This is a genomic window from Paenibacillus sp. JNUCC32, assembly GCF_014863545.1.
Classification (GTDB): Bacteria; Bacillota; Bacilli; order Paenibacillales; family Paenibacillaceae; genus Paenibacillus_AQ; species Paenibacillus_AQ lautus_A.
In genome coordinates, this window is the sequence record NZ_CP062260.1 from 2,042,348 (window position 1) to 2,056,038 (window position 13,691).

The 13,691-nt window shown below is 48.6% G+C and carries 12 protein-coding genes and 1 pseudogene; 9 read left to right on the forward strand and 4 right to left on the reverse strand.

All coding sequences use genetic code 11. The features are described from left to right. The first annotated feature begins 199 nt into the window (after positions 1–199). A complete protein-coding gene (locus JNUCC32_RS09310; protein WP_096773866.1) occupies positions 200–724 on the forward strand; it encodes a phosphotransferase-like protein in 525 nt (174 codons plus the stop codon). 248 nt (positions 725–972) lie between these two features. On the opposite strand, the gene JNUCC32_RS09315 is transcribed toward JNUCC32_RS09310, so the two are convergent. The 3 genes from JNUCC32_RS09315 to JNUCC32_RS09325 form a co-directional block, all read right to left on the reverse strand. Then, positions 973–1,614, reverse strand: a complete 642-nt coding sequence (locus tag JNUCC32_RS09315) for a peroxiredoxin-like family protein (RefSeq protein WP_096773865.1) — start codon at positions 1,612–1,614, stop codon at positions 973–975. A gap of 72 nt (positions 1,615–1,686) precedes the next feature. Next, positions 1,687–2,199, reverse strand: a complete 513-nt coding sequence (locus tag JNUCC32_RS09320) for a hypothetical protein (RefSeq protein WP_192571765.1) — start codon at positions 2,197–2,199, stop codon at positions 1,687–1,689. A 319-nt stretch (positions 2,200–2,518) separates the two neighbouring features. After that, positions 2,519–3,103, reverse strand: a complete 585-nt coding sequence (locus JNUCC32_RS09325) for a TetR/AcrR family transcriptional regulator (RefSeq protein WP_192571766.1) — start codon at positions 3,101–3,103, stop codon at positions 2,519–2,521. 458 nt (positions 3,104–3,561) lie between these two features. Here JNUCC32_RS09325 and JNUCC32_RS09330 point away from each other — a divergent pair, with 458 nt between their 5' ends. Both JNUCC32_RS09330 and JNUCC32_RS31845 read left to right on the forward strand, forming a co-directional pair. After that, positions 3,562–3,990: an SRPBCC family protein gene (locus JNUCC32_RS09330; protein WP_192571767.1), complete on the forward strand. Its 429-nt coding sequence runs from the start codon at positions 3,562–3,564 to the stop codon at positions 3,988–3,990. Positions 3,991–4,147: 157 nt separating this feature from the next. Beyond that, positions 4,148–4,312 (forward strand): annotated as a pseudogene (locus JNUCC32_RS31845) (peptidase E); the annotation flags it as partial. 52 nt (positions 4,313–4,364) lie between these two features. On the opposite strand, the gene JNUCC32_RS09335 reads toward JNUCC32_RS31845, so the two are convergent. Further along, complete coding sequence (locus JNUCC32_RS09335) at positions 4,365–5,054, reverse strand: helix-turn-helix domain-containing protein (protein ID WP_192571768.1); 690 nt, start codon at positions 5,052–5,054, stop codon at positions 4,365–4,367. A gap of 301 nt (positions 5,055–5,355) precedes the next feature. Here JNUCC32_RS09335 and JNUCC32_RS09340 point away from each other — a divergent pair, with 301 nt between their 5' ends. The 6 genes from JNUCC32_RS09340 (at position 5,356) to JNUCC32_RS09365 (ending at position 13,689) form a co-directional block, all read left to right on the forward strand. Continuing rightward, positions 5,356–6,747: an ABC transporter substrate-binding protein gene (locus JNUCC32_RS09340; RefSeq protein ID WP_192571769.1), complete on the forward strand. Its 1,392-nt coding sequence runs from the start codon at positions 5,356–5,358 to the stop codon at positions 6,745–6,747. Positions 6,748–6,843: 96 nt separating this feature from the next. Beyond that, positions 6,844–9,735 carry an extracellular solute-binding protein gene (locus JNUCC32_RS09345; protein ID WP_192571770.1) on the forward strand — a complete coding sequence of 964 codons (2,892 nt, stop codon included), beginning with the start codon at positions 6,844–6,846 and terminating at the stop codon, positions 9,733–9,735. A 20-nt stretch (positions 9,736–9,755) separates the two neighbouring features. Then, positions 9,756–10,709, forward strand: a complete 954-nt coding sequence (locus tag JNUCC32_RS09350; RefSeq protein ID WP_192571771.1) for a carbohydrate ABC transporter permease — start codon at positions 9,756–9,758, stop codon at positions 10,707–10,709. Between the two features lie 14 nt (positions 10,710–10,723). Continuing rightward, positions 10,724–11,587, forward strand: coding sequence for a carbohydrate ABC transporter permease (locus tag JNUCC32_RS09355; RefSeq protein ID WP_192572634.1), 864 nt, complete (start codon positions 10,724–10,726; stop codon positions 11,585–11,587). 18 nt (positions 11,588–11,605) lie between these two features. After that, positions 11,606–13,066, forward strand: coding sequence for a hypothetical protein (locus tag JNUCC32_RS09360; RefSeq protein WP_192571772.1), 1,461 nt, complete (start codon positions 11,606–11,608; stop codon positions 13,064–13,066). Beyond that, on the forward strand, positions 13,063–13,689 hold the full coding sequence (locus tag JNUCC32_RS09365) for a Yip1 family protein (protein WP_192571773.1): 627 nt from the start codon (positions 13,063–13,065) through the stop codon (positions 13,687–13,689). Before JNUCC32_RS09360 ends, JNUCC32_RS09365 begins: the two co-directional genes overlap by 4 nt. The last annotated feature ends 2 nt before the right edge of the window (positions 13,690–13,691 follow it).

A 13,691-nucleotide genomic window follows, 5' to 3' on the forward strand; every position in this document is an offset into this window, starting at 1 on the left:
TTCATTATAGCTTAATATATGGACGGGAACAACGGAATCTCAAAGTTACGATAGTTGAAAGAAAACAGATGGAGCAGTTTGCCTGTTGGCAGCTGCTTCATTTTCATTACTCATAGTTCAATTATAATTGTTTTCTCAATCCTGTTTATACATTGAAACTGTTAAACTGTAATTAAATTGAACGATTGGGGAATTAGAGATGAGTAAAGGGAAGATCGTGTTTTTGAACGGAGTAACCAGTTCAGGAAAAACATCTATTGTAGACGCTATTCAATTAAAATCGGATGAGTTTTATTATGTTGTTGCTAACGATCTATTTGAGAATACAATTGGCGATCACTATCTTCGAGAAGATTATTGGAAATATTTAAGTGATGCCATTATTATGATGTATCATACCGCCAAACTATTTTCTGACCATGGTAAAAATGTGCTTATCGATGGCATCTTGGTAGAAAGACCTGAGTTAAAGCCGCATTATGAAAAAGTTAAGGACATATTTGCCGGGTACCCCTTTTATATGGTTGAAGTGTTTTGTCCTTTGGAAATTTGCCGCCAAAGAAATATTGAACGTGGAGATAGAGCTGAAGATCAATCAGACTGGCAAAACAGAATGATGGCAAAAGATATACAGTACGACTGTACTGTCAACACATACATAAATTCATCTGAAGAGTGTGCGGGTTCGATTCTAAAATGTTTGCATGGTAGGTCAAAAGATTAATCATGTTACGCCTCACGGGAAACAGCTCAATAACAACAAAAAGGCAGCCGACCAATGTGATCGGCTGTTTTTTTTCAACTGACGTGCTGAGTATTCTGTAGATAGGTGAAGAGGGACAAAAACATGGCATCTTTGGTACCGTTTTTAGGTAGTATACAATTTCAATATAATTGCAAACCTCAAAGCGCCTTGTATTCGTGTTCTTGATGTTGCGAGCTAAAGGTGTTTTTCTGACAAAGAACAAAAACTTAAAGCTTTCTCAACTCATGCAGAATGTCTTCCGGATCCAATCGCTGCATAAAATCCGGATTGACATAGGCGGAACGGATAATACCAGATTCATCGATCATGAAGGTGGAAGGAATCGGCAGGACCCAGCGGTTCATCGCATTGTATTCCGTTAGGTCCATGCCTACTTGTTTCATAATGTTCTGGATGTAGTCCGGAACGTCGTAAAGAATATTATAGAAGGCTGCCACGAGACCGTTTGTGTCGCTAAGCACTTGGAAGGACAGCTCTTCTTTCTCTTGCTGGGAAAGCGTGTTGTCCGGACTTTGTGGGCTGACTGCGATGAGCTGACCCCCGAGGGCTTCAATATCCGGAAGTAGCTCCTGATAGCTCTTAAGCTGAGTGTTGCAGAACGGGCACCATCCGCCCCGGTAGAAAGTAAGGACAACAGGTCCTTTGGACAGTTCATCATAGAGGTTAACCGTTTCTCCCAAAGCATTTTTGAGTGTGAAATCCTTGGCCTTCTGCCCCTCCTGTCGGCCGTAAGCTATACCGGACTCCTGTTGCTCCTGGATCTGTCGGAACATCTCCGCTTGGATCTCCAAAGGGGTATGCGCTATAAATTCCTGTTTGACTGTGGCTAATGCTTGAGTTAATGACATGTTTTGCTCCTTCTTTTTAGTTAATTATCCTCTCGGTTTAATCCTTGACTCATTATCTTCCTTCCCACATCTTTAGGCAGACATCTCAGTTGACGAGTCGAAAGTATCCAGTCTGTTTTGCCTGCGTAAATGGATGATTTGTGCTGTCAAACCAACGATAAAAATGACGAGGAGAGTGGCTTGAGCGCCAAGTAGGACTGGCGAACTCAGATCGGAGACTAAGGGGTTGCCGTCTGGAACACGGGTCAGGATTTCAGTAATAGTCGGCAACATCAGCAGAAACGCCGTCAGGCTAAGGAAAATGGTCTCAAGGTACTTGCCGGAACGCCCAAAGCCTGAAATACGCCCGACGCCGTATCCGCCGAGCAGCAGCAGGATCGTTGCCGTGCTAATGACATAGCTTACCGACTGATGAGCGATGGGGAATACCGTGATGGCGCCGATTATCATCGAAATGAAGTAGACGACATCAGGCCTTGACCTAGGGACAATCCGTCCGTAGCGAGCAAACATATATGTAGCCAGCGGAATGGCGGGCAAGCTGCTGAGCGTATGCACCCAGCCGAGTGATGAAATTCCAAACATAACTGACTCCTTTCAGTCCTTAAAGACAAGGGTAATTTGTTTTGTTATGTCGATAGATTTACGCGAGCCAATACTAGCGGCTGACATCATGTCCTTCGCGCCACCAACTGTCGGACTGCGAACGAACATGCCTTCTTCGTAGACTGCCGACAACTAGATGACCCATATATCGGCACTTAGCGGATATGACGCGATTCGTTCGACAATAGCGAGCATATCCTCAACAGTACGTAGCTTCCTCTCTAGATGACTTAAGCTAAGGGGTTAAGTTAATCTCTTGTGATCTCGATCATGTCTGTAATTTTCGACACTGGACCAATCACAATGGAATTGCGAGTCGCTCCAAGAGCGGGCCTGTCACGAAGCTGAACATATTCGGATCGCCATAGGCCCGCGCCGAAAGCATAGCTCCGTGAACCGTAGCCATGAATGCTTCGGCCTCGGCCTGCGGGGTACTTCTAAGTTGAAGTTGCCCAAGCCGCGATCCGCGATCCAGCACGGATGTCAACCACGTTGACAGATAGCGGAAATGCTCCCTGACCTCCATGGCAACCTCCTCGGGCAGGACAGGGAGTTGACTTGCCAACAACGCGCAGACACAAATCGGAGCGCTAGCGTCCGCGATGCAGGCTTCCCAATAGCCAACGTAAAACCGAAGCTGTTCGAGAGCATCGGATACATGGAGTTCAATATTCTCCATCCCCGCTTCAGCTTCTTCCCGATACCGCGCAACCAGTGTTCGAACCAGATCGACCTTGCTTGGAAAATGGTGATGGATGCTCGCCTTACGAATCCCAACCACTTCAGCGATGTCAGCATAACTAAAACCGTTGTAGCCGCCGGCGATGATCAAAGAACGAGCACAAGTCAGAATGTCATCAGAAGTAGTAGTTAAATTTTTCATGTCATCAGTCTACCAACTAGTAGGTAGAGTGTCAAGTGAGTTCGGAAGTCTTATAAAAACTAAAGGAGGTGTAGCTGGTCAGAGCGATCAGTTGCCTTTTTAAGCTAACGGTAGTGGACGTGGCCCCCAATTATCGGGGAGTTCGTGATCGACTGAATCTGAAGCTGATCGAGACCCAACCCTTCAGCTCCGGCGTCGTGGTGCTTCGCTACACGCTCGTTCGTTAGCTGCCTGTGCCTGGCTGATCACCGCAGCTAGGCACTGCCAGACGAATCTATATGAGCACAAGATGCAGCCGGCTAACATATGTCGGCTGCTTCGACGTGGAGCTTTTCTGCTGAACCTAACGAGCAAAGATACAAGTAGTGAGGAGGTATAAATTGACATTTTGCAGATTAATGAATACAATCAATACAGAACGAATGTTCGTAAAAATCGGAATTGGGGGAACAATTTCAATGGATTTGATTATTGAAAAAACCAGAGATATTAATGCAAGTAAGAAAGTTGTTTGGAAGGTATTAACTGATCCTGATTCCATTAGAGATTGGTTAGGGGTACATATTGAAACGGATTGGAGAGAAGAGAGTCCGATCACATTTTCATTCTCATGGGACGGAAAAAACCTTACCGATAAGGGACATATATTGAAATTCATGGAACCGGACACTTTCTCTTATGATTATTGGAGTGGGTTTTCGGGAACTCCAGACACTCCAGAAAATTACTCAATTATTGCGTTCCGATTATTTGATAATCACGACAGTACAACACTTGTTTTAACGCACCGCAACTTTTCAACACCAACGATGTATGAACACTCGGATAAAAACTGGGAAGAGACTTTAGACAAAATAAAGCTATTAGCAGAAAAAGTGATATCATAGTTCAATTAACTTGTCGGGCACAAGAGCATAATCCATTGAGAGTCGCTAATTTAGCGGCTTTTTTTGTTTTAGCGGTACAATACGAACCGAAATGTAGCTTTTCTGTAGTTTATGTAGCCCCCTTAAGTCAAATAATAAACGACAGACGCATAAAGTTATGAAATTATTGCTCTCATCTGCAGGTGTTAATAACATAAAACATGCACGACGCGCTAGTTGACATGCTGGGCAAGCCGTTGCCAACTCCAACGCACAGTGCATCCCCATCTCGATGTACGGTCACCCCTGGGTGGGTCCCGGTGTCAAAGCCTGGCAGTTCATCAAAACGGACGGGCAAAGGGGGACAGTCCTTGGATAACCTAGGGCTTTTGGCGTTAGGAGGCGACCATCTTCCGATATTCGTTCGCGCTTACGCCGGTATAGGATTTAAATCGCTTATAGAACCAGTCGATTTCCGTATAGCCCACCTCATACGCAATTTCGTAAACCTTGAGATCCGTTTGCTCCAGCAATATTTTCGCTCTTTCCATGCGCTGGATGAGCAAATATTCGTTAAAACTCATATTTTCATGGTTCTTGAACTTTTGACCAAGATAGGAGCGGTTGAAATGGAATTTGCTCGATAAGTCTTTCAGGGTAATATTTTCGTGAAGCATTTTTCCTACATATTCCTTTACTCTGTGGATCACGTCATCCTCAGTGCGGTGATGGTTCGCCATTATAACAGCTACGCTCTTCACCAGTTCCTCAGCCGGCAACGTGCTCGGTAAGTAATCACTGACCTGAAGCTGCAGCGCTTTTCGAATGACGTCAAATTTCATGGCATCCTCGATGACGATGATGGGCAATCGGCTTATCCTCCGGATCCGACCGCACAGTTCCAACCCTTCTTTAGGTTTGCCGTTCATGTTGATGACGGCCAGCGAATATCCATTCTCCTCAATCAGATGCAGCGATACGTCGCAATCATGTTCGCATATGTCCATGTTCATCCCGCATTTGCCCCAATCCTGCAGGCGAAGCATGTCGCTTCCTGAACAGCAACTCAGATTGATGTACAGCATCTTAGCTATGATGACTCCCCCCCGTACATTTCCTTAAACGGAATATCATTCAAAATGTTTACGCTTACATTATGTTGCCCTGATCCCGTTCTTCACAATGTGCTTTTCTTTGCATAGCTAGCCGTTCTTTACTTCTTTGATATCTGGGTTATAAAGATCGGTGAACATGCCGCAGAACAAGCTGGCTATCTAGCGTTTCACAGGTTGAACATCCCGATTTCCCCAGGTTGTTGCATGGAAATGTAAGCGCTAAACTTTGGATGAATATGGACCAAACATCAATCGTTGAGGGGGATTAAAGATGCGTGTTCGCAAATTAATGGTTCTGTTATTAGGATTGGCGCTGCTGCTTGCAGCCTGCAGCGGAGGCTCAGGCAACCCAAGCAGCGGCAACCAAGAAACCGTGGAATCGGAGACGAATAGCGGCACTGAAAACGAGACGTCGAAGGGAACGGAAGAGACCGAAAACAGCGGCGAGGAAGAAGTCTACAGAACGCCGGATATGGATTTTGATTTAGGCGGCAAGACCATCAAAATCGTCTCTTGGTGGGATATGACGATTCCGGAGGATACTCCGGACAATATCGAGCGCAAGAAGAACCTTGAAGACCTGATGCAAAAGCATAATTTTAAAGTGGAGTACGTGGCGATCGATTATGGCGAGTACCAAGAGAAAGTTACCGCTTCCCTGATAGCCGGTGAGCCGATCGGCGATATCGTTCGACTTGGCAAAACCTATACGGTGCCTACCTTGGTTAAACAGGATCTGCTTTGGCCGATCGACGAATACACCCAAAACCCCATCGCCTTTAATCAAAAGGTTACGAAGGAATACTACACGTATAAAGGCAGGGGATATGGGTTTACCGAAAACCAGGCAAATCTGGTTCAAGGCTTCTTTTACAATCGTACACTTATGAACCAGCTTGGCTTAAAGCCGCTTCAAGAGTACGTGAACGAAGATAACTGGAACTGGGAAACATTCATCCAAGTGGCTAAGGAAGCCAACAAAGATACGAACAACGATGGCAAGCTGGACACTTGGGGGCTAGCAAACTCCTCGCTCATGGACCATGCCTTGTATTCCAACAATACGGGGCTGACCAAAGAAGATAAGCAAAATCTCGATGATCCTGCAACATTGGATGCACTTCAATTCATTTCTCGTATTGCTACCGAGAAAATAGCAAGACCGACCGAGGGCGGCGACTGGACGGAGCCAGGGCAATTTTTTCGTCAAGGCAATACATTAATGTACGCCGGTGCCCTCTATGAGATGAGCGGCTTGCAGACGGATATGCCGGATTACGACATCGGTTTCGTACCTTTTCCAAAAGGGCCGAACGCAACGGAATACCACTCTGCCGAAGCACTCTTCCAGGCGCTTACCATTCCGAAAGCAGTCGAAAATCCGGAACAGTTGCTGTATATCTGGGAGAAAATCAATGACATTGATTCCGTATACGATTATCCGGACCAAGGCTCGTACGAAACGATATTCTCGAATGAAGATGACTTGAACAACGCCAAGATGGTGGCGCCAAATATGATTATTCTTGACCACAATACATTCCCGAATTTGAAGTACTACGATTTCGTCGGGGAGCTGAATGAAGGGATATCCGTTTCCACCGTTGTTGAGAAGTATAAGTCAACGTTTCAAGCGGCCATCGACGAAGTATATGGTCCTTGACCTTGAATATTGGCCGAAGACCGATCGTCCCTGCGGAGCTCATTGCTGCGGCAGGGACGGTCATTGGATGGATTAACCGTGTGGGAGGGAGAGAAATTGAACACCAGGAACAAGCGTTTCGGCAGCGCCATACTTGTCATCGTCCTATTTTTTTTGTCTCTATGGGCCTTCTACCCTTCGAAATCGACAAACCAAGGCACCGTTCAAGCGACCGCCGACTTTGAAGCGATCATGGAAACGGAAGGGCAGGACGGGTACAGCCAGTATTTAGACGCCCATGCATCGGCAAATCGTCCGGACCGCATTGTCCGCATCGAAGGCGAGTCTTTTGTATCAACCGCAGGGAAGGGATTCGAGATCGCGGAGAAATTACACGGTTCCGAAGGCAAATCCGTGATCACGCCAGAGGTAGGTTCCATCACATGGGACGTGAACGTGGAGGAACCGGGCTTATACCATATACGGATCCGATACTATCCTATTGAAGGGAAGAGTTCGGCGATCGAAAGACAGTTCTCTATCAATGACGAGGTGCCTTTCAAAGGTGCGGATATCGTGCTATTCGACAGGGTATGGGGAAATCGGGACGAAGAAATCAGGAAGGATAACCGGGGAAACGATCTGCGGCCAAGGCAGGTCGAAAAGCCTTCGTGGCAGCTTGCGCCGCTCTCCGATCGGTATGGCTATTATGATGAGCCGTATTCCTTTTATTTTGACAAGGGCAAGCAGAAGCTTACGCTAACGTCCTTGCGGGAGCCGATGGCCATTGATTATATCGAGCTCTACCAGGATCATGCCTTGAGAACGTACGAGGAGCTGGCGAATGAATATGAGTCCGAGGGCTTGGAGCCGAGCCGGGATCAGTACATTCTGATCCAAGCGGAGGACGCCAAGCGGAAATCGTCGCCGACCTTGTATCCAACATCCGACAGATCCAGCCCGACCGTGGTGCCTTACGACGTTTCCAAAATCAGAGTCAACACCATCGGAGGCGTCAACTGGAAGCTGCCGGGACAATGGATCGAATGGGAGTTCGAGGTGAAAGAAGACGGATTATACCAAATCGCCTTAAAGCAAAAGCAGGACCAGCTCCGCGGCGTCTTCGCCACCCGCAGCCTTATGATTGACGGGGAGTTTCCTTTTCAGGAAATGAAACGAATCCGCTTTCATTACGACCGCGATTGGCAGATGAATGTGCTGGGCGAGGAAGAGCCTTATCTATTCCATTTCACCAAAGGCACGCACCGGGTCCGAATGATGGTGTCTCTTGGCGAGATCGCGCCGCTCTTGCAGACGATGGAATCCAGCGTGCTGGAACTGAATGAAATGTACCGAAAAATATTGATGATCACCTCCAATACGCCGGATCCGTTCCGCGATTATCAATTGGAGAAGCGGATTCCGGATATGGTGGAGGTGTTCGCCGAGCAGGCCGAAATCATTCAGAGCGTGGCCGATTACCTGGAAGAGGCTACGGGCGAGCGAAGCGACAAGGTAGCCGTCCTGCATTCGATGGTGCACCAGCTGAACGAGCTTGCCGATAATCCCGAAACCGTCGCGAAGCGCTTGGATACGTATAAAGTGAACGTAGGCGGTCTGGGAACCTGGATGCTGCAGATTAAAGAGCAGCCCATCTCGCTCGATTACCTTATCATTCACTCGCCGGATCGCAAGCTGCCCAAACCGGACGCGTCGTTTCTCGAGGTAACGGGCCATGAGCTAGGCGCTTACGTGGCTTCATACACGGAAGACTATGACACGATCGGCAACGCCGGCGATGAAGAAGACGCCATTACCGTTTGGGTAACGACCGGACGCGATCAGGCCCAAGTACTGAAAGCTTTGATCGACGACACGTTTACGCCTGAATCGGGCATTCCGGTGCATCTCCGGCTTGTTCCGGGAAATATCCTTCTGCCAGCCACGCTTGCCGGAGAGGGTCCGGATGTCGCCATGCAAATCGGCGAGGATGTGCCGGTCAACTACGCGATGAGGGGCGCTGCGGCCGATTTGACGAAATTCAATGATTTCGAGCAGGTAGCCACCCGGTTCCGCGATAGCGGGCTGGAGCCTTACAAATATAACGGCGGGGTGTACGCCTTGCCTGAGCAGCAAACCTTCCCGATGCTGTTCTATCGCAAAGATATTCTGGAGGAACTTGGTTTAAAGCCGCCGGCGACCTGGCAAGAAATCTATGACATGATATCCGTGCTTCAGAAGCACAACATGGAATTTTATTTGCCGCTGGAAGCCACCAATGCAAGCCTGGTCCCGAATGCGACGTTCGCGATGCTGCTCTACCAGAACGGCGGGCATTTCTACCGCGATAACGATACGAAGAGCGCGCTCGACTCCGACATCTCCATGGAAGCCTTCAAGAAGTGGACGCAGTTCTATACCAGCTACAAGTTCCCGCTTCAAGCGGATTTCCCGAACCGTTTCCGGACCGGAGAGATGCCGATCGGGATTGCGGATTACACGACGTACAACATGCTGACGGTCATGGCCCCAGAGATTAAGGGACTGTGGGATTTTACGATCGTGCCGGGCACTGAACGCGGGGACGGCACCGTGAACCACGAGGTTGCCAGCCATACGTCCGCCGTCATGCTGCTTCAGAATTCGAAGAGCAAAGAGGCCGCCTGGGAATTTCTGAAGTGGTGGACCGGCAAGGAGACGCAAATTGCGTATGGACGAGAGATGGAAGGCTTGATGGGTGAGGCGGCCCGCTATCCGACGGCCAACATCGAAGCACTGGAGGAGCTGCCTTGGCCGATGAAGGATTACCGGAATTTGGAGAACCAATGGCAATGGGTACGAGGCATTCCGCAAGTGCCAGGAGGATATTTCACGGGCAGGCATTTGGACAATGCGTTTAGAAAAGTGGTGAATGCCAGCGAAAATCCGCGAGAAGCCTTATCCGATTATATTCTGTACATTAACGATGAAATCGAGATCAAGCGGAAGGAGTTCAATTTGCCATATTAACAGGGGAGGTGCGGTAGTCGATGCAACCAGGAATTCAAACCGTGAAGAGCCCCAAATCGAATGTGCAGAGGAACAGCCGTTGGGTCTCCTTCATAAATGAGTTAAAACGCAGCAAGCATTACTATTTGCTGATGAGTCCGTATATGATTATTTTCTTTCTGTTTACGGTTATTCCAGTGGTCTTTTCCTTTGCCCTAAGCTTCTTTTACTTTAACATGCTGGAATTTCCGAGGTTCGTCGGTTGGCAAAACTATTCGAGACTATTTCTGAATGACGATATCTTTATGATCGCCTTGAAAAACACCTTGATGTTTGCAGTCGTAACCGGTCCTGTCAGTTATATCGCCTGCTTTGTATTCGCATGGATCATCAATGAACTGTCGCCCAAAGTGCGAGCGTTCATGACACTGGTCTTTTATGCGCCTTCCATATCGGGAAACGTTTATTTCATTTGGCTCATCATCTTTTCCGGTGACAGCTACGGGTATTTAAACGGATTTCTTATGAAAGCCGGCTTTATCTTGGAACCGATTCAATGGCTTCTGAATGAAAACTATATTCTATGGATCGTGATTATCGTACAGCTTTGGCTCAGCCTGGGCACCAGCTTTCTGGCTTTTATCGCCGGTCTGCAAACGATCGACAAGTCACTGATCGAAGCCGGGGCAATGGACGGCATAAAAAATCGTTGGCAGGAGCTCTGGTATATTACGCTGCCGTCCATGAGGCCGCAGCTGATGTTCGGGGCCGTCATGCAGATTACAACCGCATTCGCGGTCGCGGATATTTCCATCGCGCTCGCCGGGTTTCCGAGCGTTAACTATGCGGCGCACACGATCGTAACCCATCTGATGGATTTCGGCACGATCCGCTTTGAACTCGGCTACGCATCGGCCATTGCGACGTTCCTGTTCCTGCTGATGGTAGGGACCAACAAGTTGACGCAAAAAATGTTGAGAAAGATAGGTGAGTAACGTTGGCTGTGAAAATGATTCGATATTTCCGGCTGCCGAGAACGCTGAACCGTTCTTTGCCCGTTAGCATTTTGCTGTTTACGCTGCTCGCCTTGTTCGGAGCCTTCATGGCATTGCCCTTGATTTACGCGGTGAACAACGCATTCAAGCCGCTGGACGAATTGTTCATTTTCCCTCCACGGTTTTTCGTAAACAATCCGACGATGGATAATTTCCTGGACTTGATGGTGTTAATGGGGAATTCCTGGGTACCCTTATCGCGCTATTTCGCAAACACGCTATTGATCACCATCATTGGAACGGCCGGACATATCCTGCTGGCGTCCGCAGCAGCCTATCCGCTGGCCAAATACCGGTTTCCCGGCTCGAAAGCGCTGTTCTCCATCGTGGTGCTCGCCCTGATGTTTTCGCCCCATGTAACGGCGATCCCGAATTATATGGTCATGTCTTGGCTGGGGTGGATCAATACGCATGCCTCCATCATCGTGCCTTCCTTGGCTTTTCCGCTCGGGCTGTTCCTGATGAAGCAGTTTATGGAGCAAATTCCCGACGCGCTGCTCGAGGCGGCCAAAATTGACGGGGCCAGCGAGTATCGGATTTACTGGTCCATTGTGATGCCGAACGTGAAGCCTGCCTGGCTGACGCTTATGATTTTGCAATTTCCGGCGCTTTGGGGCAGCGATGGCGGCAGCTTTATATACAGCGAGCATCTGAAGACGTTACACTTCGCGCTGGGACAGATCACGGAAGGCGGAATCGCAAGAGCCGGCGTCGGCGCGGCCGTTGCTTTGCTCCTGATGATCGTTCCCATCACGCTCTTTATCATCTCCCAGAGCAGCGTCATGCAGACGATGGCCACTTCAGGGATGAAGGATTAGAAAGGAGGCATGACCAGATTGATCAATAGCTTGCGCAAACTGAAAACGCCTCTCCTCATCTTGATCTGCTGCTTATTGGGGGTTGGCGCAGGAACGGGGAACGTAAGCGCCGAGAGCGCCGCGGACTCCTACAATTATTCCTATTGGGGCGATGCCGTCGCAGTGCCGGCCGCTTATGTGGCGACCGAATGGATCAGCGGCTCGGACCTGGGGACGGGACCTTTCCAAGAGCCCAGCGATCTCCACGTCGCCGCCGACAATCGCGTATACGTACTGGATTCAGGCAACAATCGGATCGTTGTGCTGGACCGTGATCTAAAGCTGGTAAGCACCGTGGATTCCTTTACGAGAGAGGGCAAGCCGGATACATTCCTTCAACCGCAAGGGATTTTCGTGACGGATGACGGCGATGTCCTTGTAGCGGACACGGGTAACAAGCGGGTGGTTCACTTAGATGCGGATTTTCAGCTGGTCAAGATCATCGATTCGCCGGAGTCGGAACTATTGCAGGATTCGTTTAAATTCGAACCTGTGCGGGTCGTAATGGACCATGCGCAGCGAATTTATGTCATGGCTGGCGGCGTGTTTGACGGGTTCATGGAATTCAACGCCGAAGGGGCGTTTACTACTTTCATTGGCGCGAATCGCGTTTATATCGATCCGATCGAATATTTCTGGAAGCAGATCTCGACTAAAGCGCAGCGAAGCCAGATGGTCATGTTTACGCCTACGGAGTTTACGAATCTGGATATTGATTCGGAAGGATTTATCTATGCCACTAACGGAGACCAGTGGGGGAACAACATTAAGAAGCTAAACGCGCAAGGCAGCGACATTTTACGAAGAACTGGGTATTCCGACCCGCAGGGCGACATTCTTTACATCAGCAGCGAAGGTCCTTCTAAGCTGATCGATATCGATGTTACAGACAGCGAGATTTACTCCGTTCTCGATGGCAAGCGAGGGCGGGTGTTCACTTACAACGGGGACGGTCATCTGATGTACGTATTCGGCGGGCTGGGGAACCAATTGGGCCAGTTTCATACGCCGGCCGCCATCGATCGAATCGGCGAGGATTTTCTTGTGCTGGATAAAGCGCTGGGCGAAATCACCGTCTTCCGAACGACCGAGTACGGGCGAACGCTGAATGAAGCAGTCAAAAGCTATTACCGTGGCGAGGAAGAAACCGCTTTTGCGTTGTTTAATCGAACGATCGCCATGAATGCAAATCTGGATTTTGCCTATGCGGGGATCGGTAAAGCCTTGCTTCGTCAAGGCGATTATAAGGACGCCATGAAGCATTTTAAACGCAGTTTGGATCAAAAAAACTATTCCAAAGCATTCCTGCTATATCGAAAAGAAGTCATGAGAGAGCATTTTCCGGTGATCATGACCATGCTGTTCTTAGCCGGAATCGGTATTTTTGCCGCGGCAAGGCTTCGGAAAGTGAAGGAACGAAGAAAGGGGGCTTCCGCATGAGCAGGGATTGGATTCGATTCCCCCTAAATCTCATGGTTCATCCCTTTGAAGGCTATTGGGACCTGAAATACGATCGCAACCGACAATTCACGTTGATCATTTCATTTTGCGTATTGTTCCTGGTGGCCGTTACGAACATTTTGGGGAGCCAGTACAGCGGTTTTCTAGTCCATGTGTACAATCCAGAGACCATGAACAGCTTCATGGAAATCGTCTATGTGATCGTGCCGGTATTGTTCTGGTGCGTGGCCAACTGGTCGCTTACGACCTTGATGGACGGAGAAGGCAAATTCGTCGAAATTTTCACGTCGACCTGCTTTGCGCTTCTGCCGCTCGTGATCATTCAATTTCCATGGATTTGGCTCAGCAATCTCGTTTCGCTGCAAGAGACCGCCTTCTATTATTTTTCCAACTCCGTTGCGGTTCTTTGGTTCGTATATCTGCTGTTTATCGGCAATATGACCGTACATCAGTTTTCCCCGTCCAAAACGATCGGAATTATGATGCTGACCCTGGTCGCCATGGGGTTCATGGCTTTTATCAGCTTGCTGTTTTTCAGCTTGGTCCAACAGATCGTGGCCTTTATATCCGTCATCTATCAAGAATTGGTCATGAGAACTTAAGG